The organism is Jeotgalibacillus campisalis (genome assembly GCF_000829515.1).
In the GTDB taxonomy this organism is placed as follows: Bacteria; Bacillota; Bacilli; order Bacillales; family Jeotgalibacillaceae; genus Jeotgalibacillus; species Jeotgalibacillus campisalis.
On record NZ_JXRR01000018.1, the window covers coordinates 13798 to 37895 of the forward strand.

Consider the following 24098-nt stretch of genomic DNA (forward strand, 5'->3'; position numbering starts at 1 on the left):
GTCATTTAAATATAGAAAAGAATGCACTCACGAGTAAGAAGCTTCTCGTGAATGCATTCTGGTTATGTAATGCTTTTGTTTATTTATTGGTCTTCTAGATTGAGCTTTAATCGAATCGACTCTCAGTGTTCTGTTAATTCATTTCGAACGGCATAAATGGCTAACTGAGTCCGGTCGCGAAGATCCAGCTTTTGGAGAATTAATGTCAAATGATTTTTAACTGTCCCCACAGATAAATACAACTTTTCTGCAATCTCTCTATTTGTCTGTCCTTCCCCGACTAATTTGATAATGGCTAATTCACGAGATGAAAACGGGTGGGTTGCTTTACTGGGATTTTCTTTTTTAGTCCGCTGCAATAATCGCGGCATGACTTTTGCAGCTACTTCATCATGAATCGTTAAGCCTCCGTTCATACAGCTGTAAATAGCATCGAGCAGCTTCGCAGATTCCGAGGTTTTCAGTAAAAATCCGTTCGCTCCTTCTTTTAAAGCCTGCATCGCATATTCTTCATCGTTAAAGGTAGTAAGAATCAGCACTTTTATTGCCGGCCACTGCTTTTTGATTTCCCGGGTTGCTTCAATGCCATTCATCACCGGCATTCTGATATCCATTAAAATCACATCGACAATGTGATTTTGCAGGATTTCAATGGCTTTTCGTCCGTTTTCTGCTTCATGTGCCACACGGATAGACGGGTCCTGTTCAAGTATAATTTTAAGGCCTTGCCTTACGATTGCCTGATCTTCAACAAGTAAAATGTTCAAATTCATATTTTCTCCCCCCATAGAATCGGAATTGCGCCTCTGACAATAAACTCTTTTTCAGTCTGATAGGCTTCCAAATTCCCATTAAGCTCTTCTGCTCTTTTTTTCATATTGGTTAATCCAAAACCGTATGAAAAAGCCTCTGCTTTATATATAGAGTTTCGAATCTCAAATGATAATGAATCGGCTGCAGACTTTCCCAACGTTATATGTACTTCTCTTGATTGAGCATGCCGCATAGCGTTTGTTAAGGCTTCCTGTAAGACGCGATAAAGCACAACACTTGTTTCATTTGAAATTGGGAAGGATAATACTCCTTGTTTCATCGTAAATTGCACAAGAATATGGCTCTCTGCTTCGAGCTTTCTAATTAAATGCACGACGGTTGCAATTCCTTCGTTTTCTTCTGTTTGCAGGGCTTTAACCGCATGCCTGGTTTCATTCAAGCTCTCCTGGGCCATTCGCTTTAGCTCTGTGTAACCCGTTTTATTGTCCTGTATCGTGAGGACCTCCAGCTTCATTATAAGTGCTGTCAATCGATGCCCTACTGAGTCATGGATGTCGCGGGCAATCCTTGTCCGTTCCTCGAGCCGGGCATTCCTTTCACCAGAGATGCTCAATCGCTTTACTTTACGGTATTCATTTAGAAGAGTTTCATAAATTTCCTTTTGTTCATTCCGTTCCATGATCATCCTGTTTAGTTTTAAAACCGGGAAGTAAACAAGTACAGTCAGAAGAAGCCATTCAACAAACCGACCGTAGCTAAGAAAGGTGATAATGAAGGAAAAAAGTAAATTCAGTAAAATATAAGAAAAAAAATAGGATTGCTTTATTCGAAATGATGCTTCAATTGAAAGATATAACAATGCCACTACATACAGCCCAACTTCCGTATGCTGCCAAATCCCGTGAGATAAAATGAAGAGTGTCTGTACAACATACAGGAAAAAGAGGCTCTTATTAAGGGATAAAAAAAAGTAGACACTCAAAGCACCTGCAAAAATCAGGATGCTTACAGGTCTGCTTTCACTCTGAAATAAGATGATAAGAATCCAAATTAAGCTAAAGAGGCTGAACCTCACCCAAAACTGTTTCATATACATTCCTGCCTTTACTAAAATCTTCTCTGTGAGGATTACTTTGCATATTGCCATGATACCGCAGTTATTTTAATAAATACATCCAAAAAAAAATCAGCTGGGGGGATTCCCAGCTGAAGCAAAAATTGTGATTCATTTTTATCTAGCTGCCTGTTCTTTTAGAGCATCTGCTTTATCCGTTTACTCTAATGGAAGATCAAGATCATTTCCGCCGAAGTGGCCATAGGCTGCAGTTTGTTTGTAAATTGGGCGGCGCAGGTTTAACATACGGATAATGCCGGCAGGACGCAGGTCAAAATGGTGCGCACAAGATCGATCAGCACATCTTCTTCTGCTTTTCCTGTACCAAAAGTTTCATTCCAAAGACAGGTTTTTATTATTGAGATTTCTAGTGAATAGGGAACTAAACGTTGCTTCAGTTAAACAAAGTAAAGTAAGCTGCACAAAAAATACCGGCAAATATCCCCATCCGAAGAATGGTCAACACGTATTTATTCGACTCCCGGTCGTAAGTCCATTCAAACCAAAGTCGAATCCCCAATACGGCCACGAGCATGAATAAGCCTGCCGGAAGAAGATTGATATTCGTATAAATAGATACCAAAATTAATATTGCTGCTAGAAGTGCACCAGTCATTTCCACCCATCTTTGCTTTGGATGAACTGTTTTGTAGATCCACTTGTCTCTTGTAATTGAGTATTTTTTTAACAAGTATTTCTCTGCAATCGCACTGCTGATCACGAGGATGAGTGCGATGATAATATATAAAGTCATTGAATCCTTTCCCCTCTACTTCATTTCAATTTTATAGCAATAAAAAAATCAGCTGGGAAAATCCCAGCTGACGTCAGGATCGAGATCCCCGTTTATTTATTTAGCTGCCTGTTCTTTTAGAGCATCCGCTTTATCTGTTTGCTCCCATGGAAGATCGAGATCATTACGGCCAAAATGGCCATAAGCTGCGGTTTGCTTGTAGATTGGACGGCGCAGGTTAAGCATGCGGATAATGCCGGCAGGACGAAGATCAAAATTGCTGCGGACAAGTTCAATCAGCACATCTTCTTCTGCTTTACCGGTACCAAACGTATCAATGGAAATCGAGACAGGCTGTGCTACACCAATGGCATAAGCAAGCTGCACTTCAACCTTATCTGCAAGACCCGCTGCAACAAGATTTTTTGCTACATAACGAGCAGCATATGCGCCGGAGCGGTCAACTTTAGTTGCATCTTTTCCTGAGAATGCACCACCGCCATGGCGGGCATAACCACCATACGTATCAACAATAATCTTACGTCCAGTCAGTCCTGCATCTCCTTGAGGTCCGCCGATTACAAAGCGGCCAGTCGGATTAATAAAATATTTTGTTTCTTCATCAATCAAATGCGCAGGAACGACTGGCTTAATTACATGATCTTTAATATTTCGCTGAATCTGTTCGAGGCTGACCTCCGGGTGATGCTGAGTAGAAATAACAATGGTATCAATACGAACTGGTTTATTGTTTTCATCATATTCTACTGTTACCTGAGTTTTCCCATCAGGGCGCAGGTAAGGAAGAATTTCATCTTTGCGCACTTCTGTCAGGCGGCGTGATAATTTATGAGCAAGTGAGATCGGGAGCGGCATAAGCTCAGTTGTTTCATTACAGGCAAAGCCGAACATGAGACCCTGATCTCCAGCCCCGATTGATTCAATTTCTTCATCAGACATTGTGCGTTCACGGTCTTCAAGTGCAACATCGACGCCTGCAGCGATATCAGCAGACTGCTCATCAATTGATGTCAGCACGGCGCAGGTTTCTGCATCAAAGCCGTATTTAGCACGCGTATAGCCGATTCCCTTAATCGTTTCGCGAACAATTTTAGGAATATCTACATATGTAGAAGTTGATATCTCTCCGGCTACAAGCACAAGTCCTGTAGTAACGGATGTCTCACATGCTACCCGCGCATTGGGATCATCCTTTAAAATAGCATCCAAAATAGCATCTGAAATCTGATCACAAATTTTGTCCGGATGTCCTTCTGTAACAGACTCAGACGTAAACAAATGACGTTTTGTTGACATAGTGTCTCCTCCTTGTGAAGCGTATATGTTGGACGGTACTCATTACCCTTAGAGATCGAACGTTAACCTTTTGCAGATCATCCAAGTCATGGCACGACATAAAATAAACCCTTCCCCGCTTAGTCAATGAGGAAAGGTTGTGTGTGAAGCGCCTTTCACTCTTATCGTTCAAGGCAGAGAAGCCCTGCTACAGGTTAGCACCTTCGCTCTATAGTGAGTGAATCGCAAAAGTCATGAAGACTTTTTTGCAGAGCAGGTTGCTGGGTTTCATAGGGCCTGTCCCTCCACCAGCTCGGGATAAGAGTATCCGTTCAAAAAACTATCATACGCAAAGGATTGTGGGATGTCAACTCACACATCACTTTTTCTGGTAGAATGAATAAGTAAGCAAATCATTTGAATAGTATAGACTATTTAATCGAATGTGTTATACTAATGTCGAACAAAGGTGCTTGATTATTTTTGACTAGGGGTGGGAAATATGATGAACATAATCCGAAAAACGACTGATGTAACTGAATTACTGAATAGGGACCAAGTCCACCGGAACCTTTCTGTACCCAATTTAGTAGAAAAGATTCTGGAACGCGGCGAAGGAACCTTGACTTCCTCAGGTGCTGTAAAAGCCGAAACTGGAACTTACACAGGCAGGTCTCCTAAAGATAAATATACGGTTGATGAGCCATCGACACGTGACCAGATTGACTGGGGAAGTGTTAATCAACCGATTTCTTCAGACTCATTTGACCGTCTGTATGCAAAAGTAGTGAATCACCTTCAGGATCTGGATGAAGTATTTGTATTTGAAGGATTTGCAGGAGCAGATGAAGCATCCAGACTTCCTATTCGTGTGGTGAATGAACGTGCATGGCACAATTTGTTTGCTCATCAGCTATTTATTAGACAAGCAACAGGCGACCAATGGGAAAATGGTCAAGAAAAGCCCTTTACAATTTTATCCGCTCCTTCCGTAAAGGCAGACCCATCAACTGATGGAACCCGATCAGAAACTTTTATCATTGTCTCCTTCGAAAAGAGAACCATTTTAATCGGCGGGACTGAGTATGCCGGCGAAATGAAAAAATCAATTTTTTCTATTATGAATTACCTATTGCCTCAAAAAGATATTCTTCCAATGCATTGTTCCGCTAATGTAGGGCCGGAAGGAGACGTCGCTTTATTTTTCGGTTTATCCGGTACAGGCAAAACAACGCTTTCTGCCGATGCGGACAGACGTTTAATTGGTGATGATGAACATGGATGGTCTGATAACGGCGTCTTTAATATAGAAGGCGGGTGCTATGCGAAGTGCATTCAGCTTTCCCGGGAAAAAGAACCACAGATCTTTGATGCCATACGTTTTGGTTCTGTCCTCGAAAATGTCGTTTTAGACGCTGAAACAAAAGAAGCTGATTATAACGATTCCTCCTTAACGGAGAATACTCGAGCTGCCTATCCGCTGCAGGCCATTTCAAATATTGTGGACCCAAGCAAAGCTGGACATCCCAATACGATTATTTTTCTTACAGCAGATGCATTCGGCGTGCTGCCGCCCATTTCTAAATTAACAAAAGAGCAGGCTATGTACCATTTTCTAAGCGGTTACACGTCTAAGCTTGCGGGGACTGAGCGTGGCGTGACAGAACCGGAAGCAACGTTTTCAACCTGCTTTGGCTCGCCATTCCTTCCTCTTCGCCCAACCGTTTATGCTGAAATGCTGGGTAAAAAAATGGAAGAGCATGAAGTGGAAGTCTTTCTCGTAAATACTGGCTGGACAGGCGGAGCCTATGGAACTGGAAGCCGGATGAAGCTTTCTTATACGCGCGCTATGGTTCGGGCTGCCCTTCACGGTGAGCTGACCAATGCCGAGACAAATAAAAACGGTTTGTTTGGTCTTGAAACACCTACTCATGTTCCGGGTGTACCGGATGACGTGCTAATCCCGCGATTTGCCTGGCCATCAGAGACGGCTTATGAAGAAAAAGCGAGGGAACTGGCAAATCAATTTAAAGAGAACTTTAAAAAGTTTTCGAAGGTCGATGAAAGCATTGCTAAGCTCGGAGGACCAACCGCTTAACTGCCTCTGACTAAAAAATGCAAAAAAAAAAAAGCCGGGATGCAAACGACTCGTTTCTCATTCCCGGCTTTTTTGCCTATTGTTAAGTCCCGATTACCATTATGACAGTCTTGCTTTCTGCCACGCTTGAAAACAGCCCAAATAAATGAATCAGTTACTCGACTGCAGCGTTAACAGCTCATACGAAATAATCGTTGAATGGTCTCTCCACTCAAGCCTATGGATTTGACCGGTGCCGCTTAATTCTCCTTCTTTCGTTCTTTTCACTTCCAGCGGTACATGCATGGGGTATAGACGGTACCCCTCTTTAATAAGCTGAAAAAAGTTTTCCTGCTGTCTATTTTCTTTTCCTCTTGTCACAATCATGGTATTTACTTCTAATGGCATGCCCACTTCTATCATTCCTCCTATAAGGTATAAGCCTTCTGCTTTTTCATCCAGCTGCACAGTTCCTTCACGGTCTGCCGGTTTGTAGCCGGTGGAAATACGTGATCAAACTCAGCGAAATACATCGTTTCCACTTTTTTGTTCAAGTCTTTCAGTCTCATTTCTAATCGGTATGCATGCTCAATTGTTACATTCGTATCTTTTGCTCCGTGAATGATAAGGACTGGTGCGTTCATCGCTTCCATTTCATATAAGGGAGTACGAGATTTATACGCATCTTCTTTTTTACCAGGTGTCCCTCCAATGACTCTTTTCATCATACGTCTTAGATCTTTTCGTTCCTCATACGTTAAAATCATATCTGAAACACCTCCCCACGTCACGACAGACGCAAGGAAAGGGAATTCTACACCCGCCTGCAGCGCCATCACACCGCCTCTTGAGAAGCCAAATACATGGACCCTATCTGGAAGAACCCGTGAATGTGCTTGAAGCAGACGAACGCCTGAAAAAGCATCTTGCCGGTCTTCTCCTGCAAAATCCTCGTTTCCTTCGCCGCCCCTGTTTCCCCGGTAATAAGGAGCAAAGACAATAAATCCCTGATCTGCAAATTGAGCAATTCTCGATGGACGAACCATTCCTACATTCTTAATGCCGCCTCTTAAATATAAAAATCCATCCAGACACTCGCTGCCTTTTGGCTCTGCCAGAAGTCCTTTTACTTTTAATTCCCCTGACCACATCGTAACAAGAAACAGATCGACCCGGGGATTTGGAGTTGGAAAAGGGATTTTGGATATGATTTCCCCATCTTTCATTTTTTCAATCCTTTCTATTTCAAGTAATTTTCCCAATAGAACAGTGCGTGAATCAATACATCGTCTTTCATTAAGAAGCTGAACTCATCTCTCATTCTTATGCTTTTCAACTCTTCCTCCACCTTTTGAGGACCGGCTGTTTCAAAGTAATGATCTTGAGGATGGAGCTTGACGATTTCAGTAAAATAAACGGCTTTAATAAACGGAGGATGATCTCCGACCCTGTATTGACCAATATAATGCAGGGCGCCGGCTTCTCCACCCAGCTCTTCTTTAATTTCTCTCCTTGCTGCGTGGTCCAGTGACTCACCAGGCTCCACCTTGCCCCCTGGAAATTCAAGCCCTCTTTTTTTATGTTTTGTCACAACCCATGCGTTTTGATAGCGTGTTAAAATCCACACATGTTTTGGTAATTCCCCAAAAGGGAGTTTTTCAAAAGAAAAATGAACTCTTTTTCCCACAAAATCATTGAATACGTGCAAATAACCCCTCCTCTTTCGTATGGCCCCAAACACCTTTAGATAGGTTTCAGGTGGAAAAAATTAGTGTCAATGTGAAACTTTTTCTATTTTTAATCGTACTACCTATTGAAGAGCATTTAATTAAACAAAAGGAGAGGTTCGCATTGAGAAAAAAATGGACAATCGGTTTAACTAGTGCATCTCTGGCACTTGTACTTGCAGCGTGCTCAGACCCTGCAGAACCTGTTGATGGTTCAAATGAAAAAGAAAATTCAGATTTAACACTTGAACAAGTATTTAACAAATCTGTTCAAGCTGGTGAAGACCTTACTAGTATGGAAGCGGTCATTCAAATGAACCAAAACCTTACCCTTCCAGGTGAAGAAATGGAACTGACAACCGAATCGACCATTGAAATGGACATGGTTTTAGAACCTATGGCTCTTTACCAAAAGGTAGAAACCACAGGTGATGGTATGATGCAAAGTGACGAAGCGATGACAGTTGAATCTTACCTGACTGACGATGGGTTTTTTATGTATGATTTTACCACGGATCAATGGAACAAGCTTCCTAAAGAAATGTCAGACCAGATCATCCAACTGTCCAATTCGCAAAATCAGCCTAATGAGCAGCTAAAAGCGCTTGAACCTTTTAAGGATGATTTCACTTTTGAACAAGACGATTCTTCTTACATTTTAACGCTGAACGCTTCAGGTGAAAAGTTTAGCGAACTTTTACTTGATCAAACAAGCGAAATGATGCCTGATCTTGGTATGGGTATGTCTGCAGAAGAATTGTTTAAGGATACTACTTTCGAAGATGTTATGTACGAAATCGTGATTGACAAAGAAAGCTTTCTTCCATCCCGTTTAGATATGGACATGACGATGATCATGACGATGGAAGGTGAATCGCTTGAAATTGAGCAGCAGTCAGAAACTGTGTATGAAAATTTCAATACGATCGACGAAATAACGGTTCCTCAGGAAATCTTAGATTCTGCTGTTGAAACGCAGTAAGGACAGGATAGCTGATAATGAAACTGCTTTAAAAGTTTACACTAGATGTAAAATGAAAATGTCTTCATGAATCGTAGTTCATGAAGGCATTTTTTTGACTTAATAAAGGTTGTCTACCGTATCATTCATCCAGCAGCTTCTGCCCTGCAATAAACGTAGCAGCTTATTCCATTTTACTCAGGAGGAGATTCTTGTATTGATTTATGATCACCTTTCACCTGAATAAATGGATGTTCTTTCGTAGCAGGTACGATTCCCATGCTTTCAATATGCTTGACGGCAGCTTCATCGCCGATCTTATGGATATACGAATAAATTTTCACTAAAACACTGTCCTGCTGGCGATTCGGTTCATCATCATGATATTGAACATACGGAGTCTGTGCACGAACGGCACTGTCAAATCCGATATCGTTATTTTGATCAAATAAATAACGGAGCTCACTAATCTGATCATCTGTTGCATCTACAACAAATTCATATGGTGAATATTCTCCGCTTCGATTAATTTCCCCCCGTGCCACCGAGACATAATACGTTTTTTTTGCTTCCTCCACTGTTCCTCCTCCTTTTCATCTTTTTCTAAAGTATGTCCAACTGACTTCTCTTCAAGCATTTTTTTCATGGTTTAATTCAGAGATATTGGGTATAGTTATTTATATACCACTTACCCCTTTGAATTTTGGCCAGCATGACACAACGTGAAATGGGGATGAATCTTTAATGAAACTCGTTGATGAAATTCTTGAAATGTACAGAGGAAAATTGCGAGGAACTCAGGAAGATCTGGATATCATCGCTTTTACCATTCTGGAGCAGCTTAACCGGGATGAACTTCTTTCAATGGTGAAGGATATGTCGGAGGAAGAGCTGGCTTATTTTATCAGACTCTACATAGTAGAATCGCTGAAGGGGAAACTTGACCAAAGCGAAACTGCATCCGAAGTAAATGAGAACCTGTACCATTGAGAAATGACTGCATCTCTATAGAAATTTCGCATAGGACTGCTTAGCTTGTCAGAAATTATTCTGACATCTGACAGTCTTTTTTTTATGAAATTTAGTTTACTTATAACGCTGATCAGCACATAAATGTTATCAAACCCGTTTTAAAATGGTGCTGATCCTTTACTCGTATGATGCCTTGCTTCTGCTGAGATAAACGTGCCACATTTCTCCAGCTATTTCTGGATGCAGCTTTCATAAATTAAAAAACTGCACGTCTTCTGTCATCCTTTCGGAGGTGACAGCGGACGTGCAGCAGGAACTTACTTATTTTCCAAGAAATGAACGAAGCATCCATGAATGTTTTTCCAGGCTTTGATGAACAGACAGCAGCATATCGCCCGTCATTTCATCGTTGACGCTTCCTGCAATATCCATTCCTTCCTTCAAATCACTCATAAGTGTTTGGAAATCGTTATATAAAGCTTCCACCATTTGGTCAGCCGCTTCATTGCCTGATGCTTCCTGAACAAGTGAAAGCTCCAAAGATTCTTTTAGAGTGGCAACAGGGTTGCCTTGAAGAGCCAGTAAACGTTCCGCAAGCTCATCAATGTGAATGCCTGCTTCATTGTAAAGCTCCTCAAATTTTTCATGAAGTGTGAAGAACTGATGTCCTTTAACATACCAGTGATAATTATGTAACTTGGTATAAAGAACGGTCCAGCTTGCAATTTGTCTGTTTACGTTTTGAACTAAAAGTTCTTGAGACATTATTCATCCTCCTAATGGGCAATCTATACTTAATGTTTACCACCTGACCTTTATCTTAAACACACTACAAGCTACCGATGAAAACAGTAAAGCAGAAAAAATCCCCACCGAATGATAAACTGAAATGGAAGGAGTTGAAATTCATGTCTCTAACTGGCCTTATGTTTTTGTCAATTCTGGTTATTGTTTTGATTACTGCCCTATTTATTATTGCAACGAACCGCGGATATGATTATGAACATACCGTTGACCCGCTGCCTGAAAAAAACAAGACCAACCCAGAACCTCCCTCAAATTCATCTTCTACTGATGAGAGGTGATTTATAAATGAGTAAGCTTTTTCTGTCAATTATTTCATTTTACCGTAAGTATATTTCCCCTATTACTCCACCCAGCTGCCGGTTCTATCCTACCTGCTCCCAGTATGGAATGGAAGCCATTCAAAAACACGGCGCATTAAAAGGCGGGTGGCTGACGATGATCAGAATTTTAAAATGTCACCCCTTTCATCCGGGCGGATTTGACTACGTGCCCGAAAAGAAGCCATCAAGAAAAGAAAAATCTTGATGGTTTTCTTCTTGCTTTTTTAAAGAAATCATAGTATATTATGCTCTGTTGGTTATAAATCGTAATAGTTACTATTTAAAAAAGAGGTGTAAAGAAATTGAAAAAAATTGCTTGGATTTTGCTTCTTTCATCCACAACCTGGATCTTGGCAGCATGTAATACAGAATCTTCATCTGATTCAAATGAAAAGTTGGACATTTATACAACTGTTTATCCACTTCAGGACTTTGCCGAGAAAATTGGCGGAGAGTATGTTGAAGTTGAAACGATTTATCCCCCTGGAGCAGATGAACATACGTACGAACCTTCCCAGCAGGATATGATCAAGCTTGCTGAAGGTGACTTATTCTTTTATATTGGACTTGGTCTGGAAGGCTTTGTAGATAGTGCAACAGATGTACTAGAAAGCCAGGAGTTAGTAATGGTCCCAACTGCTGATTATCTGTCAGATGAAGAACTCGAAGGCAGCAGCGGTCATGATGAAGAAGAACATGCTCATGACGAAGAAGAACACGCTCATGACGAAGAAGAACATGCTCATGATGAAGAAGAACACGCTCACGACGAAGAAGACCACGCTCACGATGAAGATGAGCACACTCACGATGAAGAAGAGCACGCTCACGATGAAGAAGACCACGCTCATGAAGGACATGAGGGACATGATCATGGTGATGTTGATCCCCACGTTTGGCTTGATCCAGTTCTTTCAAAATCACTTGCAGAATCGATAAAGGATTCTCTTGTTAAAGCAATGCCAGAGCAGGAAGCGTACTTTAACGAAAATTATGAAGAAATTATTTCCCAACTTGATGAAATTGATCACTCTTTTGAAGAGTTGGGGGAAGATGCTCAGCTCAACCAGCTTTTTGTATCCCATGCGGCTTATGGACATTGGGAAACGCGGTATGGCTTTGAACAAAATGCGATTGCAGGCATCTCAACGAGTGATGAGCCATCTCAGCGTGAATTAACTAAAATTATTGAGTTAGCGAAAGAAAATAATATTCAGCATATCCTTTTTGAACAAAATGTTTCATCTAATTTAACGGAAGTCATTCAGCAGGAGATTGGCGCAGATGCTCTGCAGCTTCATAATCTTTCTGTTTTGACAGAAGAAGACATTGATAACGATGAAGATTATTTTTCTTTAATGGAAAAAAATATTGAAACACTTCGCACAGCCCTGCAGGCAGAATAAATGTAAGAGCCGATCTCATTAAATGGGATCGGCTTTTTTTTAAGGCAACTTATGCAACTTTCACTTTCATTTTAACACCTCATGATGAATACGCACTTCCTCTACTCTTTCCCAGTCAATCTCCACCCCAATGCCCGCTTCTTGAAAAGGCTGCACGATACCTTGATTTACTTTCACTTCCGGTGTCGTTATATCCTGTTTCCAATAGCGTGCAGATGAAGAGATATCTCCTGGAATAGAAAACCCCTTGAGAGTAGCTAAAGCAATGTTATGAGCTCTTGAAACACCAAATTCAAGCATTCCTCCACACCATACCTGTATGCCCTCCTTTACACAAAGATCGTGAATGCGGAGCGCTTCTGTCACGCCTCCTACACGCCCAATTTTTATATTTATAGCTTGGCAGCTGCCGAGCTGAATGGCACTCCAGGCAGCATGGAAGGAAGTGATGCTCTCATCGAGACAAATGGGTGTTTTTAATTTTTTTTGAAGCGCTGCATGTTGAACTAAATCATCTTGATGAAGCGGCTGCTCAATCATTTGGAGATCAAATTGGTCAAGTGCATCTAATTTTTCTTCATTTGAAGAGTAAGAGGAGTTTGCATCCGCTAAAATTGCCATATCAGGATACGTCTCACGGATGGCTTGAATTCGTTCAAGATCGTTTTCAGGTCCAATTTTCACTTTAACCCTTTTATAGCCGTCCTGCTGGGCCTGCTTTATTTGAGCGAGAATCTCTTCTGTCGTTGCTGCGCCTACTGCAATGCCTGCCAGAACTTCTTTTCTCGTTCCTCCAATTACCTGTGCAAGAGGCACACCTTTTTTCTTTGCGTAAAGATCCCATACTGCCATATCAAGAGCTGCTTTTGCCATAGGGTTCTTTCTGACAGCAGACATCCTTTTGGCCGCCTCTTCCGGGTGCGAAAAGGCAGTCTTCAAAAGCAATGGCGCAAGAATATCTTTTAGCATATGAAAGCACGTATCAACCGTCTCTTCTGTATACCAGGGTGTTGAAAAGGCGACTGCTTCCCCATATCCAGTGAGTCCGCTTTGATCATGTGCTTCTACTAGAATTCCTTTTCGTCTCGACACACTGCCAAGGCTTGTCACAAATGGGGCAACGAGTTCCATTTCAATGACATGAAGGTCAATTTGAATGATGTTCACAGCATCCCGCCTTTCTTCAGTTCACGGCGCAGTAATTTGTTGGAAGCGTTTCTCGGAAGCTTGTCCATCCAGATTATTTCTTTGGGCACCTTGTACCCGGCGAGTCGGTCCCTGCAGTATGCCATGAGCTCTTGTTCACTTAGAGAAGAGACAGACTTAACCACATAAGCGACAGGCACTTCTCCCCATTCACTGTCTTTCCTGCCGATTACAGCCGCTTCTATGACAGCAGAATGCGAAGTAAGCTCTGCTTCAACCTGAGCAGGGTAGATATTTTCTCCACCTGAAATAATTAGGTCCGACCGGCGATCAAGAACATACAAAAAACCTTCTTCGTCTAGATAGCCGATATCACCTGTATAAAACCAGCCATCTTTAAAGGATGATTCATTCGCTAATGGACGATTCAAATAACCTTTCATAACAGCAGGCCCTTTTACCGTAATTTCTCCTGCCATCTTTTCCCTGCATTCATTTTTTTCTTTATCTACGATTCTTATTTCATTCAGGAATAAAGGCTTGCCAGAAGATCCAATTTTTCTTTTGCTGTCTTCAGGTCCGAGTGTAGCAAATTGGGAGGTGGTCTCGGTCATGCCATACGTTTGATAAACGTGAATCTCATCCTCAAAGCATTTTTCCAAAATATGCTCAGCAGCTGGTCCGCCTCCTAAGAGCATGCAGCGCAAATTCGGATGATACCGCTCACTGCCTTTTACCTCAAGCAGCCTTGAGAGCATAGCTGCGACCACCGAAATCATCGTTACGGTTCCCTCAGTTAATTCCTTGTGTACAGCCCCTTCATCAAACTTCTCATACAAAGTAACATGATTTCCATAGATGACACTTCTCATTAAAATAGAATAGCCGCTTATATGAAAAATCGGGACAGCACATAGCCAGCGATCATTTGGGTCAAGCCCCAGGTTAATCGCAGCCCCTACTGCACTGGCAAAATGGTTTGCATAGGATTGCTGGACGCCCTTCGGTTTTCCTGTCGTACCCGAAGTGTACATAATGGAACAATTATCACGTTTCCTTTGAGGCAGTGAATCGGATGATGGCGTCCGTTGTTCAATATTCTCAATATTATGGACAGGCAGCACTTCACGGCAACTTACTGCTTTATCATACAACGTTTTTTCCACAATCAAACACTGCGCCCCGCTGTCCATTAACTGAAACGACCACTCTTGAACCTGCAGCCGCGGATTGATCATCACTGCCTCAACACCAATTTTTTGTAAGGCATGAATTAAAAAAACGGCTTTTGCTGAATTATGAATCAGCATTGCCACAGGTTTATCCGTTAAATGAAGAGATTGCAGTTTACGTGCTATCAGAACCGTTTCATCAAGCATCTCTGAAAATGTCCAGACGGATCCCTGAAAGGATAAAGCTGAACGATCTGGCGTTAAGGCTGCACGTTTGGTCAGCCAATGACTGGTAGGATTCACTTCCGAAGCCCCTTTCCTCAATAGACAAATTAAATTAGCTGTTTCCATACGTTTTCGTACACCCATTATAGCACCCAGAACTTCCTGCTACTGTATTAAGTGACACAGGTACAAAAAAGAACCAATATCTCTCCTCCGATTCATCGTACTAAAAAAAGCCTGCAGGATTTCCCGCAGGCTTGAATGGTTACATTAAGGAAAACGCGGGAACTGGCCAAAGTCTGGCTTGCGTTTTTCTTTAAAAGCATCTCTGCCCTCTTTTGCTTCTTCTGTCGTGTAATACAGTAATGTAGCATCTCCGGCAAACTGCTGAAGACCTGCAAGACCGTCTGTGTCTGCATTCATAGCTGCTTTGATAAAACGAAGGGCGGTTGGACTCTTTTCAAGCATTTCCTCACACCATTTAACGGTTTCATCTTCAAGCTGATCCAGTGGAACAACCGTGTTTACAAGACCCATATCCAATGCTTCCTGTGCATCGTACTGACGGCAAAGGAACCAGATTTCTCTTGCCTTTTTATGGCCGATGATTCGTGCAAGGTAGCCCGAGCCATAACCTGCATCAAATGATCCAACGTTAGGGCCGGTTTGTCCAAATACAGCATTGTCAGCAGCAATCGTCAGATCACATACTACATGCAGCACATGTCCTCCCCCAATTGCATAACCAGACACCATCGCAATAACCGGTTTTGGAATTACACGTATTAAGCGCTGAAGATCAAGAACGTTCAAACGAGGAATCTCATCCTCACCTACATAGCCACCGTGTCCTCGTACACTTTGATCTCCGCCTGAGCAAAATGCTTTTTCTCCTACACCAGCAAGCACGATTACGCCGATGCTTGAGTCATCGCGTGCGTAAGCGAACGCATTGATAAGCTCCATTACTGTCTTTGGACGAAATGCGTTGCGTACTTCCGGACGGTTGATCGATATTTTCGCAATGCCATTGTACGTTTCGTATAAAATATCTTCATAGTTTCGTTCCTGTACCCACTCTCGAGTCATGAAAAGAAACCTCCTTTATATGTAGTGGACCAGTTGCCTAGTCGTTAATTAAAAACTCCTTTATTATTGTACCAAACTTTTCGGGTTGTTCCACATGAATTGCATGACCAGTTTCAGGAATCACCCATTTTTTTGCGTTTGGCATCCATTTTTCCATCTCATCTGCAATTTTACAAAACTTTTGATCGAGTTCTCCAGTTAAAAGAATCGTCTCATGTTCAAGCTTTTTGAGGGTTCCCCACAAGGATGGCTGACTGCCGGTGCCCATTCCCCGCAGGCTTGCCGCAAGGTTTTCAGGCTTATTCTGCAGACGCTTTACACGTATTTGTTTTTGCAATTCAGATGCAAGTTTTTTTTGGGTGTTAAACAAAGGGATGTTTTCCCATAGGTCTACAAAAGCAGCCATACCTTCTCTCTCAATAAAACGAGCGAGATTCTCGTCCTGCTGTTTACGATCTTCCCTTTGATTCACGCTTTTTAATCCAGGAGATGCACTTTCAAGAATCAACTTCCTTACTTTTTCAGGATACAAAGCAGCAAATGCAAGTGCAGTCCTGCCGCCCATCGAATAACCGGCAGCATCAATAATAGGAATGTTCAAGTGCTCAAGAATCAAGCCAATGTCCCTGCAGACCTCCTCCATTGAAAAGCGTGAAGGGTCTTGCTTTGGCATAACGGTTTTTCCATGACCAGGAAGATCGATGGAAATGCATTGCGCATGAGCTGACACGATTTTTACAATCGAATCCCAGCTTGAGCTGTCACCCGTGAAGCCATGCAGAAACAAAACGGGGCTGCCATGTCCTTCAATATGGACAAAATACTTTGCTTGTCGTATTGAAATCTCCATTACAACACTCCGCTGACAGCAGCTTTTACTTTTTCCCAAAGTGCCCGGTGCACTTGGACATTTTCATTCCGGTCAGTCAAAATTTCTGTTATGGTAACGCCTTTTTCGTTTTGTAATCCTTCAATCCCTGCTTCAACATCCTCAATCGATTCCAGTTTTTGATAAAAGAGTGAGTACAGCTTTGCAGCATGTGAAAAATCAAGAGATGGCGGTGTTCCAAACAGCGTTTCAAAATGCACAGGCTCCGCTGCTTGCGGAAGGAAGGAGAAAATTCCTCCCCCGTTATTATTTAACACAATAATGTGAAGGTTCACGGGATGCTGTTTTGCAACAAGCAGACCATTTAAGTCGTGGAACAGCGACAAATCCCCGATTATTAAATACACTGGTTCCATTGTTTCAGCGGCAATTCCTAACGCAGCAGAAACCACCCCATCAATTCCATTTGCCCCCCGGTTTGCCCATAAGGTAAACGGACCGGCGTGACGGGTCCAAAATGTATCAAGGTCCCGAATCGGCATGCTGTTTCCTGCCATAACATGACAGTTAGCAGGCAGAGAGCGAAGAATACGGCCAATAACGGCTCCTTCATCTTTTTCATTTTGTGTATGGCGTTCAATTTCCTCAATGCTTGTTTGATTAATCTTCTTCCATAAGTCAAGCCAAGCAATAGCAGGATCTCTATCTGCCCGCGAAGAAATAGCCTCGCTGATGTTTTTTTCATCGCAGTCAATGTACTCAGTTACAGAAGACAACGGATCCCGCCAGTCTGTTCCCTGATCGACAAGCAAATGCGGCACATCATTTAAAGGGGATAAAAATTGCAAAAGAGGTTTTGAAACAGGCATGGCACCAAATCGAATGATAAAGTCTGGCTTCAGCAGTTTTTTTATTTCATCACTTTTCAAAAAGGCATCATAGCCCTCAATCAGCGCGTTGCTTTCATACAGCTCGCTTCTTAAATGACTGAGCGGATCTGCAAGAAGCGGAAAACCTGTTTTGTCTGCCAGATTCAACAATGCCTGAGTGGCATGAGGATCATTCGTCGGTCCTGCAATAATCATTCCTTTTTCTGCTTCGTTCACTTGTTTGGATAGTCGTACTGCATCCTTTTCTGAAATGGTTTTTTCACCAGTCATAATTGAAACCGGGGTCTGTGTCTGCGCTGTCTTCCATTGACCCAAAACTGGAGAAAGCGGCTCTCTAAACGGAAAATTAAGATGAACAGGTCCCATTGGAGCATCCATCGCTTTTGCCAGTGCTTTGACGGCTGATCTTGAGACATGCTGTATAACAGAATCCCGATCTTCAGGTATCGCCATATCTGAAAACCATTTTACATGCTGTCCAAATAAATGAATTTGATTAATTGCCTGCGGAGCCCCTACTTCTCTAAGTTCATGCGGCCGGTCTGCTGTAAGCACTAAAAGCGGGATGCGGGCATAATGTGCCTCAACCACTGCAGGGTAGTAATTGGCTGCAGCGGTTCCGGATGTACAAACCAGCACCACTGGACGGCCGCTTACTTTTGCCATTCCAAGCGCATAAAAAGCAGCAGATCGCTCGTCCACGTTTACATGACAATCAATCTGCGGATGATCCTGCAATAAATAAGCGAGAGGAGTAGACCTTGAGCCTGGACTAATTACGGCTTTGGTCACCCCTCCATGGATTAATTGCTGTATAAACGTGCTGACATACAACGTTAACGTTTCCTGATGGCTCATTGCATGGTTCCCCCTACCGCCCGAAGCATTGGCCGGAATTTAATCAGTGTTTCCTGATACTCACTCTCAGCATTTGAATCCTTTACCACCCCGCAACCGGCATAAAGATAAGCGTGGCGGTCATGAAGCAAACCTGATCGAATAGCCACGGCAAATTCACCGTTTCCTTCAGCATCCATCCAACCTACAGGAGCTGCATAAAATCCTCTGTTCATCTTTTCTTCTTTTTGAATCACATCCATTGCCAGATGAGTCGGCGTACCTCCGAGCGCAGGAGTCGGGTGCAGGCGATCTACGAAATCCACAACTGACATGCCTTTTTGAGCAATCCCTTTTACCGGAGTGTAGAGGTGCTGTATATCTCTTATTTTCATGAGAGCAGGAGAAGACGGCACCGTTACCTCCCTGCACAAGTCTTTTAGATTTTCGGTAATCATTCTTACAACAAGCTCATGCTCGTGAAGATTTTTTTCATCATTCAGCAAGAGATCGCTAAGATGCTGATCTTCCTCTAAAGTAGCTCCTCTTGCAATCGATCCTGCAAGACAAGTAGACAAGATATGTTCATCGGATTTTTTTACAAGTCTTTCAGGTGTAGCACCGATAAAACAGCTATCCAAAACTTCAAGTGAAAAAATAAAGCTGGCAGACTGATCGTCCCGCAATCGTTCAAGAACGGTATCTGATCTTTTCTTGCCATCAAAATCAACCAATATTTTTCTAGCTAGAACGACTTTTTCCATTTCACCTTTTTTTAAGCGCTTTACAACAGAAGTAAGGGAAGTCTTCCATTTGACCGGTTCAATTTCAGTCGTTTTAATAACAGAAACATCTTTCATGGACTCTTCTGTATCAGACAGCAGCTGGTTTCTCTCTTCCTGCATCCGCTCCCAAAGTTTCTTGGAATCGTCAAATTCTGAGCAGACAATATTGCTTGTGAGAAAACAGTCCCCTTTAGCGTTAACTGTAAGCATAAAAGAAGGAAGCTGGAAATACCCATTGGAAAAATTCGTCCATTCCAGCTCAGCTTCCTGTCTGGGATCAAAAGAAAAGCCTCCTACTGCTACCGGTCCCGTCCCTGCATGATTCTCTCCTGTACGAACCGCTTCCAACAGAAATTCATTCCATTGCTTCTTTATATCGATAAATCGTTCATTTTTTTTGTTTGAAGTAAAGGTCTGAGCGTTTCCGGCACCAACAAGTGTTAGTTCCCCTGTCCGATCCTGCCAAAAAGAGCGCTCTCCCTGGTACAGCTTGTACCCCGCTTCATAAAACTGCAGAGGGTCCACTTCGTCAATTAGCGTGACTTGACTGAAGAGGACTTCCCGTTTGGACTGATGGGCAAGACTGATTGCACGTTCAAAAGCAGCAAGCCCATGTGATTGTTGTAAAATTCTCACCATGTTTCCCCCCAAAAATCACTGTTACGAACAAGTTTCTCTCTCTTAAAGATACACCTGTTTTTGTTATGATGTCAACGAAACACAACTGTTTATAACGCAGGCATGTCGAGTGAATACATTGAATTATGCAACTCTTTCTTTTCTCATTTATTCTTAATAAAAATGCAGTATAATAAAGATACTGTACATCTACGAAATTCAAGCAGGTCATTGACAAAACAGCTTGCTTTTCAATACACTTGAAAATGGACTTTTTTTGTCACAAAACGTTAATATATAGCTTTTTATAAGGAGAGAACAGCTTATGCACCTTCAGCCTGAACGAGATCATGGCTTTCAAATCTGGTGGAAGCTCACACGCCCCCACACATTGACTGCCGCTTTTGTTCCAGTTTTTCTTGGAACCGTACTGGCGCTAGAATCCACAGATTTAAACTGGCCATTATTTTTAGCCATGCTGCTGGCAAGCATTTTAATCCAGGCAGCTACAAATATGATTAATGAATATTACGATTTCACTCGCGGATTGGACAACGAAAAATCCGTCGGAATTGGCGGAGCAATTGTAAGAAATGGTGTAAAACCGCAAACAGTAATCCGTCTTGCTTTTCTATTGTTTGGAATTGCGCTCATTCTTGGGATTTACATTTGTGCGAATAGCTCATGGTGGATTGCCGCAGTGGGATTAGTATGCATGGCAGCAGCTTATTTTTATACAGGAGGACCGCTGCCGATTGCCTATACCCCATTTGGAGAAATAACAGCGGGCTTCTTTATGGGATTTGTTATTATTTTAATTTCATATTACATTCAGACTGCAACGATAAACTCTGTGGTAATGCTCGTTTCACTTCCCGTTTCGATATTAGTGGGTGCTATTTTATTAGCCAATAACATCAGGGATCTCGATGGTGACAAAGAAAATGGACGCAAAACCATCGCCATTTTGCTTGGCCGAAAGAAAGCCATTTATTTGCTGGCCGCTATGTTTGCTGTGGCATACGGAACTGTAGTCGTGTTAATTAGTACAGGGATTGTCTCCCCTTGGCTCTTTATTTCCTTTCTGAGTGTGCCAAAAGCAATCAAAGCTACAACTGGATTCATCGGTAAAACCATGCCGATGCAAATGATGCCCGCAATGAAAGCAACCGCTCAAACCAATACAATCTTCGGATTTTTGCTTTCTATCGGATTTTTAATCGGTTACTTTACCTAAATTAAGAGGAATGCCTTTACGAACTAGATACTAGTCCGCAAAGGCATTCTATTTTTTTTACAATTGAAACCCGCTGCATACAATAACCATCTTAATTTACGCTTCCTCTCATTTTAAACAGTTAAGAGGTTTCGTTTTTTGCAAAGAGGATAAACTAAACGTATTAGCTTTTATACTTTAAGGAGTGAATAACATGTTATCAAACGAACAAATAAATAAATTTAAACAGAAATTGCTGGAACTAAAGGAAGAACTGACTGAAGACCCTAACGATAAAGTGGATGCAGATGAATACTCCACTGAACTATCTCAATATGATAATCATCCCGCAGATAATGCGACCGATCTTTTAGATAAAGAGCTCGATCTTGCACTTAACGAACACTCAGAGGATGAACTAGAAAAGGTTGAGGCAGCATTGCAAGCGATTGAAGAAGGCACATATGGAGTGTGCAAAGTAACTGGCAAGGATATTCCTGTAGAACGCTTGGAAGCAATGCCAACAGCCCTTACAGTGGTGGAAGCAGCTGACAAAGTGGATGAAAATGATCCTCAGAGCAGACCAAGTGAAGAAACCGTTCTATCTCCATCGACAGACCACCCGCTTCGTTCAGAAGATGGAGAGGTTCGCGATTATCAAAACAGCTTTAGCGAAGCAGCAAGCTATGGAACGTCTGAAACTCCATCTGACATGGCTGGAGGCGAAAAAGATTATGATGAAATGTACGAAAGTCATGAAGATGGAGATGACTCCATAAATGAAACTGATGAACAAGCAGAAGAAGTCGGAAACGATCTAGAAGGAAAAGAACGCAGAATTTATAACAATAAAGAGTAACAAAGATGCACAAAACATAGCGATTATAGGCAGCGAGGACAAGATTGAGGCCTGGCATGATCTTAAAGCGTCCGCTATAAGGCAGTCATTCTATTGGATAGAGGCTGAGACATTTGTCTCAGCCTCTTTTAGTCTGCTTAAACAAATAGGATGAGTAAGCTTATCCTATTAATAAGTTTTACAAAAAAAAAACACATTCAATTGAATGTGTTTGAAAGATGACCCGTACGGGATTCGAACCCGTGTTACCGCCGTGAAAGGGCGGTGTCTTAACCGCTTGACCAACGGGCCAGAAGAGCGGAGAAGGAGGGATTTGAACCCTCGCGCCGCTTACGCGACCTACACCCTTAGCAGGGGCGCCTCTTCAGCCACTTGAGTACTTCCCCATAAATTGGCTCCACAGGTAGGACTCGAACCTACGACCGATCGGTTAACAGCCGATAGCTCTACCACTGAGCTACTGTGGAATGGTGGGCCTAAGTGGACTCGAACCACCGACCTCACGCTTATCAGGCGTGCGCTCTAACCAGCTGAGCTATAGGCCCCTTTGGAGCGGGTGATGAGAATCGAACTCACGACATCAGCTTGGAAGGCTGAGGTTTTACCACTAAACTACACCCGCAAAGAGTATGAAATTTAATAAAAATGGGGCGACTGATGGGAATCGAACCCACGAATGCCTGAACCACAATCAGGTGCGTTAACCACTTCGCCACAACCGCCATAATGTATAAAAAAAGAAAAAGGTGGCTTTGGACGGAATCGAACCGCCGACACATGGATTTTCAGTCCATTGCTCTACCGACTGAGCTACAAAGCCTAAATTAAATGGCGGTCCCGACCGGGATCGAACCGGCGATCTCCTGCGTGACAGGCAGGCATGTTAACCGCTACACCACGGGACCTTAGTAATTGCGGGGGCAGGATTTGAACCTGCGACCTTCGGGTTATGAGCCCGACGAGCTACCGAACTGCTCCACCCCGCGTCGTTATTAGTGATAAGCTTTGAAATTTTACAGCTTATAGTCTGTAATCTATTAAATGAAAATGGAGGAGGAAGAGGGATTCGAACCCCCGCGGGATTTGACTCCCCTGTCGGTTTTCAAGACCGATCCCTTCAGCCAAACTTGGGTATTCCTCCGGAAAAAATGATGGTGGACCTTGCAGGACTCGAACCTGCGACCGGACGGTTATGAGCCGTCTGCTCTAACCAGCTGAGCTAAAGGTCCCTGATATGGTGGCGGCAGAGGGGATCGAACCCCCGACCTCACGGGTATGAACCGTACGCTCTAGCCAGCTGAGCTACGCCGCCGAATGAAATTTATAAAAATGGTGGAGCCTAGCGGGATCGAACCGCTGACCTCCTGCGTGCAAGGCAGGCGCTCTCCCAGCTGAGCTAAGGCCCCTTATAGGGAAAAAAATAATGGTCGGGAAGACAGGATTCGAACCTGCGACCCCTTGGTCCCAAACCAAGTGCTCTACCAAGCTGAGCTACTCCCCGAAATATGTATGGCGCGCCCGAGAGGAGTCGAACCCCTAACCTCTTGATCCGTAGTCAAACGCTCTATCCAATTGAGCTACGGGCGCATATTTAACCTAAGCGGAAGACGAGATTCGAACTCGCGACCCCCACCTTGGCAAGGTGGTGTTCTACCACTGAACTACTCCCGCATGGTATATGGTGCGGGTGGAGGGACTTGAACCCCCACGCCTTGCGGCACTAGATCCTAAGTCTAGCGCGTCTGCCAATTCCGCCACACCCGCATATACTTGTGCTTTTCATCTGAGCAGTTAATGGTGAGCCATGTAGGATTCGAACCTACGACCCTCTGATTAAAAGTCAGATGCTCTACCAACTGAGCTAATGGCTCAAAGAAAAACTGGTGCCGGCAAGAGGACTTGAACCCCCAACCTACTGATTACAAGTCAGTTGCTCTACCAATTGAGCTACACCGGCAAGAATGGTGGAGAATGACGGGCTCGAACCGCCGACCCTCTGCTTGTAAGGCAGATGCTCTCCCAGCTGAGCTAATTCTCCACTACATTATGTAATACCGCCTAGCGACGTCCTACTCTCACAGGGGGAGACCCCCAACTACCATCGGCGCTGAAGAGCTTAACTGCCGTGTTCGGCATGGGAACGGGTGTGACCTCTTCGCAATTATCACTAGACGCTATTACTAGAAAGGCTCGCGCCTTCAAAACTGGATAAGACATCAAAACAAACGAACAAGCGAGTAATCGC

At 43.0% G+C, this 24098-nt stretch carries 23 protein-coding genes, 20 tRNA genes, 1 rRNA gene, 1 pseudogene and 1 riboswitch; of the genes and pseudogenes, 8 read left to right on the forward strand and 37 right to left on the reverse strand.

Going from position 1 to position 24098, the window contains the following annotated elements; genetic code table 11:
- Nucleotides 1-122: 122 nt before the first annotated feature.
- The 5 genes and pseudogenes from KR50_RS14935 to metK all read right to left on the reverse strand — a co-directional run bounded on the left by KR50_RS14935 (nt 123) and on the right by metK (nt 3938).
- A complete protein-coding gene (locus KR50_RS14935; RefSeq protein WP_041060527.1) occupies nt 123-773 on the reverse strand; it encodes a response regulator transcription factor in 651 nt (216 codons plus the stop codon).
- Entirely contained in the window at nt 770-1864 is a 1095-nt protein-coding gene (locus KR50_RS14940; RefSeq protein ID WP_041060528.1) for a sensor histidine kinase, read from the reverse strand. The genes KR50_RS14935 and KR50_RS14940 overlap by 4 nt, the downstream gene beginning before the upstream one ends.
- A 183-nt stretch (nt 1865-2047) precedes the next feature.
- Nucleotides 2048-2223, reverse strand: a pseudogene (locus KR50_RS18335) (methionine adenosyltransferase domain-containing protein); the annotation flags it as partial.
- Nucleotides 2224-2282: 59 nt separating this feature from the next.
- Entirely contained in the window at nt 2283-2642 is a 360-nt protein-coding gene (locus KR50_RS14945; RefSeq protein WP_041060530.1) for a DUF4181 domain-containing protein, read from the reverse strand.
- Nucleotides 2643-2738: 96 nt separating this feature from the next.
- Nucleotides 2739-3938: a methionine adenosyltransferase gene (gene metK / locus KR50_RS14950; RefSeq protein WP_041060532.1), complete on the reverse strand. Its 1200-nt coding sequence runs from the start codon at nt 3936-3938 to the stop codon at nt 2739-2741.
- Nucleotides 3939-4096: 158 nt separating this feature from the next.
- A riboswitch (SAM riboswitch) is annotated at nt 4097-4242 on the reverse strand.
- Between the two features lie 180 nt (nt 4243-4422).
- Here metK and pckA point away from each other — a divergent pair.
- Nucleotides 4423-6015 (forward strand): phosphoenolpyruvate carboxykinase (ATP), encoded by a 1593-nt coding sequence (gene pckA, locus KR50_RS14955; RefSeq protein WP_041060585.1) that lies wholly within the window; start codon nt 4423-4425, stop codon nt 6013-6015.
- 150 nt (nt 6016-6165) lie between these two features.
- Here pckA and KR50_RS14960 read toward each other — a convergent pair whose 3' ends face one another.
- From KR50_RS14960 to ytkD, 3 genes are read right to left on the reverse strand one after another with little or no spacing between them, the layout of a single operon-like run.
- A complete protein-coding gene (locus KR50_RS14960) occupies nt 6166-6408 on the reverse strand; it encodes a DUF2584 domain-containing protein (RefSeq protein ID WP_041060534.1) in 243 nt (80 codons plus the stop codon).
- A 14-nt stretch (nt 6409-6422) separates the two neighbouring features.
- Nucleotides 6423-7220, reverse strand: coding sequence for an alpha/beta hydrolase family protein (locus tag KR50_RS14965; protein ID WP_041060537.1), 798 nt, complete (start codon nt 7218-7220; stop codon nt 6423-6425).
- A 14-nt stretch (nt 7221-7234) separates the two neighbouring features.
- Nucleotides 7235-7702, reverse strand: coding sequence for an RNA deprotection pyrophosphohydrolase (gene ytkD / locus KR50_RS14970; protein WP_041060540.1), 468 nt, complete (start codon nt 7700-7702; stop codon nt 7235-7237).
- Between the two features lie 143 nt (nt 7703-7845).
- Here ytkD and KR50_RS14975 point away from each other — a divergent pair, with 143 nt between their 5' ends.
- Entirely contained in the window at nt 7846-8703 is an 858-nt protein-coding gene (locus KR50_RS14975) for a DUF6612 family protein (RefSeq protein WP_052477149.1), read from the forward strand.
- Nucleotides 8704-8876: 173 nt separating this feature from the next.
- Here KR50_RS14975 and KR50_RS14980 read toward each other — a convergent pair whose 3' ends face one another.
- Nucleotides 8877-9260, reverse strand: coding sequence for a hydrolase (locus KR50_RS14980; RefSeq protein WP_198134263.1), 384 nt, complete (start codon nt 9258-9260; stop codon nt 8877-8879).
- Between the two features lie 166 nt (nt 9261-9426).
- Here KR50_RS14980 and KR50_RS14985 point away from each other — a divergent pair, with 166 nt between their 5' ends.
- Complete coding sequence (locus KR50_RS14985) at nt 9427-9672, forward strand: DUF6154 family protein (protein ID WP_041060543.1); 246 nt, start codon at nt 9427-9429, stop codon at nt 9670-9672.
- Nucleotides 9673-9975: 303 nt separating this feature from the next.
- On the opposite strand, the gene KR50_RS14990 is transcribed toward KR50_RS14985, so the two are convergent.
- Nucleotides 9976-10419: a Dps family protein gene (locus KR50_RS14990; protein WP_041060550.1), complete on the reverse strand. Its 444-nt coding sequence runs from the start codon at nt 10417-10419 to the stop codon at nt 9976-9978.
- Nucleotides 10420-10562: 143 nt separating this feature from the next.
- Between KR50_RS14990 and ytzI the strand changes: the two genes are divergently transcribed.
- The 3 genes from ytzI (at nt 10563) to KR50_RS15000 (ending at nt 12187) form a co-directional block, all read left to right on the forward strand.
- Nucleotides 10563-10739, forward strand: coding sequence for a YtzI protein (gene ytzI, locus KR50_RS18570; RefSeq protein ID WP_156969541.1), 177 nt, complete (start codon nt 10563-10565; stop codon nt 10737-10739).
- Between the two features lie 7 nt (nt 10740-10746).
- The gene (yidD, locus tag KR50_RS14995) at nt 10747-10986 is read left to right on the forward strand and encodes a membrane protein insertion efficiency factor YidD (protein ID WP_041060552.1); all 240 of its coding nucleotides are present in this window, start codon (nt 10747-10749) and stop codon (nt 10984-10986) included.
- Nucleotides 10987-11083: 97 nt separating this feature from the next.
- Complete coding sequence (locus KR50_RS15000; RefSeq protein ID WP_041060553.1) at nt 11084-12187, forward strand: metal ABC transporter solute-binding protein, Zn/Mn family; 1104 nt, start codon at nt 11084-11086, stop codon at nt 12185-12187.
- A 66-nt stretch (nt 12188-12253) separates the two neighbouring features.
- On the opposite strand, the gene menC is transcribed toward KR50_RS15000, so the two are convergent.
- The 6 genes from menC to KR50_RS15030 all read right to left on the reverse strand — a co-directional run bounded on the left by menC (nt 12254) and on the right by KR50_RS15030 (nt 19796).
- The gene (menC, locus tag KR50_RS15005; protein WP_041060556.1) at nt 12254-13354 is read right to left on the reverse strand and encodes an o-succinylbenzoate synthase; all 1101 of its coding nucleotides are present in this window, start codon (nt 13352-13354) and stop codon (nt 12254-12256) included.
- Nucleotides 13351-14808 carry an o-succinylbenzoate--CoA ligase gene (locus KR50_RS15010; RefSeq protein WP_041060558.1) on the reverse strand — a complete coding sequence of 486 codons (1458 nt, stop codon included), beginning with the start codon at nt 14806-14808 and terminating at the stop codon, nt 13351-13353. The genes menC and KR50_RS15010 overlap by 4 nt, the downstream gene beginning before the upstream one ends.
- A gap of 192 nt (nt 14809-15000) precedes the next feature.
- Nucleotides 15001-15819, reverse strand: a complete 819-nt coding sequence (gene menB / locus KR50_RS15015; RefSeq protein ID WP_041060561.1) for a 1,4-dihydroxy-2-naphthoyl-CoA synthase — start codon at nt 15817-15819, stop codon at nt 15001-15003.
- Between the two features lie 37 nt (nt 15820-15856).
- Nucleotides 15857-16669 (reverse strand): 2-succinyl-6-hydroxy-2,4-cyclohexadiene-1-carboxylate synthase, encoded by an 813-nt coding sequence (gene menH, locus KR50_RS15020; RefSeq protein ID WP_041060564.1) that lies wholly within the window; start codon nt 16667-16669, stop codon nt 15857-15859.
- Nucleotides 16669-18396, reverse strand: a complete 1728-nt coding sequence (gene menD / locus KR50_RS15025; protein WP_041060567.1) for a 2-succinyl-5-enolpyruvyl-6-hydroxy-3-cyclohexene-1-carboxylic-acid synthase — start codon at nt 18394-18396, stop codon at nt 16669-16671. Before menD ends, menH begins: the two co-directional genes overlap by 1 nt.
- A complete protein-coding gene (locus KR50_RS15030; RefSeq protein WP_198134264.1) occupies nt 18393-19796 on the reverse strand; it encodes an isochorismate synthase in 1404 nt (467 codons plus the stop codon). The genes menD and KR50_RS15030 overlap by 4 nt, the downstream gene beginning before the upstream one ends.
- A gap of 307 nt (nt 19797-20103) precedes the next feature.
- Between KR50_RS15030 and KR50_RS15035 the strand changes: the two genes are divergently transcribed.
- Together KR50_RS15035 and KR50_RS15040 are read left to right on the forward strand one after the other, a co-directional pair.
- Complete coding sequence (locus KR50_RS15035; RefSeq protein ID WP_041060573.1) at nt 20104-21015, forward strand: 1,4-dihydroxy-2-naphthoate polyprenyltransferase; 912 nt, start codon at nt 20104-20106, stop codon at nt 21013-21015.
- A 193-nt stretch (nt 21016-21208) separates the two neighbouring features.
- A complete protein-coding gene (locus KR50_RS15040; protein ID WP_041060592.1) occupies nt 21209-21853 on the forward strand; it encodes a TraR/DksA C4-type zinc finger protein in 645 nt (214 codons plus the stop codon).
- A 219-nt stretch (nt 21854-22072) separates the two neighbouring features.
- Here KR50_RS15040 and KR50_RS15045 read toward each other — a convergent pair.
- The 21 genes from KR50_RS15045 to rrf form a co-directional block, all read right to left on the reverse strand.
- A tRNA-Glu gene (locus tag KR50_RS15045) sits at nt 22073-22144 on the reverse strand.
- Nucleotides 22145-22151: 7 nt separating this feature from the next.
- Nucleotides 22152-22239, reverse strand: a tRNA-Ser gene (locus tag KR50_RS15050).
- A gap of 6 nt (nt 22240-22245) precedes the next feature.
- A tRNA-Asn gene (locus KR50_RS15055) sits at nt 22246-22320 on the reverse strand.
- A 1-nt stretch (nt 22321) separates the two neighbouring features.
- A tRNA-Ile gene (locus tag KR50_RS15060) sits at nt 22322-22398 on the reverse strand.
- 3 nt (nt 22399-22401) lie between these two features.
- Nucleotides 22402-22475: transfer RNA gene (locus KR50_RS15065), tRNA-Gly, on the reverse strand.
- A 24-nt stretch (nt 22476-22499) separates the two neighbouring features.
- Nucleotides 22500-22575 (reverse strand) — tRNA-His (locus KR50_RS15070).
- A 25-nt stretch (nt 22576-22600) separates the two neighbouring features.
- Nucleotides 22601-22673 (reverse strand) — tRNA-Phe (locus KR50_RS15075).
- Between the two features lie 9 nt (nt 22674-22682).
- Nucleotides 22683-22758 (reverse strand) — tRNA-Asp (locus KR50_RS15080).
- Nucleotides 22759-22765: 7 nt separating this feature from the next.
- A tRNA-Met gene (locus KR50_RS15085) sits at nt 22766-22839 on the reverse strand.
- A gap of 62 nt (nt 22840-22901) precedes the next feature.
- Nucleotides 22902-22994: transfer RNA gene (locus KR50_RS15090), tRNA-Ser, on the reverse strand.
- Between the two features lie 11 nt (nt 22995-23005).
- Nucleotides 23006-23082, reverse strand: a tRNA-Ile gene (locus KR50_RS15095).
- Nucleotides 23083-23088: 6 nt separating this feature from the next.
- Nucleotides 23089-23165, reverse strand: a tRNA-Met gene (locus KR50_RS15100).
- 18 nt (nt 23166-23183) lie between these two features.
- Nucleotides 23184-23259: transfer RNA gene (locus KR50_RS15105), tRNA-Ala, on the reverse strand.
- A gap of 18 nt (nt 23260-23277) precedes the next feature.
- Nucleotides 23278-23354: transfer RNA gene (locus KR50_RS15110), tRNA-Pro, on the reverse strand.
- A 9-nt stretch (nt 23355-23363) separates the two neighbouring features.
- A tRNA-Arg gene (locus tag KR50_RS15115) sits at nt 23364-23440 on the reverse strand.
- A 12-nt stretch (nt 23441-23452) separates the two neighbouring features.
- A tRNA-Gly gene (locus tag KR50_RS15120) sits at nt 23453-23524 on the reverse strand.
- Between the two features lie 8 nt (nt 23525-23532).
- Nucleotides 23533-23617: transfer RNA gene (locus tag KR50_RS15125), tRNA-Leu, on the reverse strand.
- 31 nt (nt 23618-23648) lie between these two features.
- Nucleotides 23649-23724, reverse strand: a tRNA-Lys gene (locus KR50_RS15130).
- Between the two features lie 10 nt (nt 23725-23734).
- Nucleotides 23735-23810 (reverse strand) — tRNA-Thr (locus KR50_RS15135).
- A 5-nt stretch (nt 23811-23815) separates the two neighbouring features.
- Nucleotides 23816-23891: transfer RNA gene (locus tag KR50_RS15140), tRNA-Val, on the reverse strand.
- 18 nt (nt 23892-23909) lie between these two features.
- Nucleotides 23910-24025, reverse strand: a 5S ribosomal RNA gene (rrf, locus tag KR50_RS15145).
- Nucleotides 24026-24098: the final 73 nt, after the last annotated feature.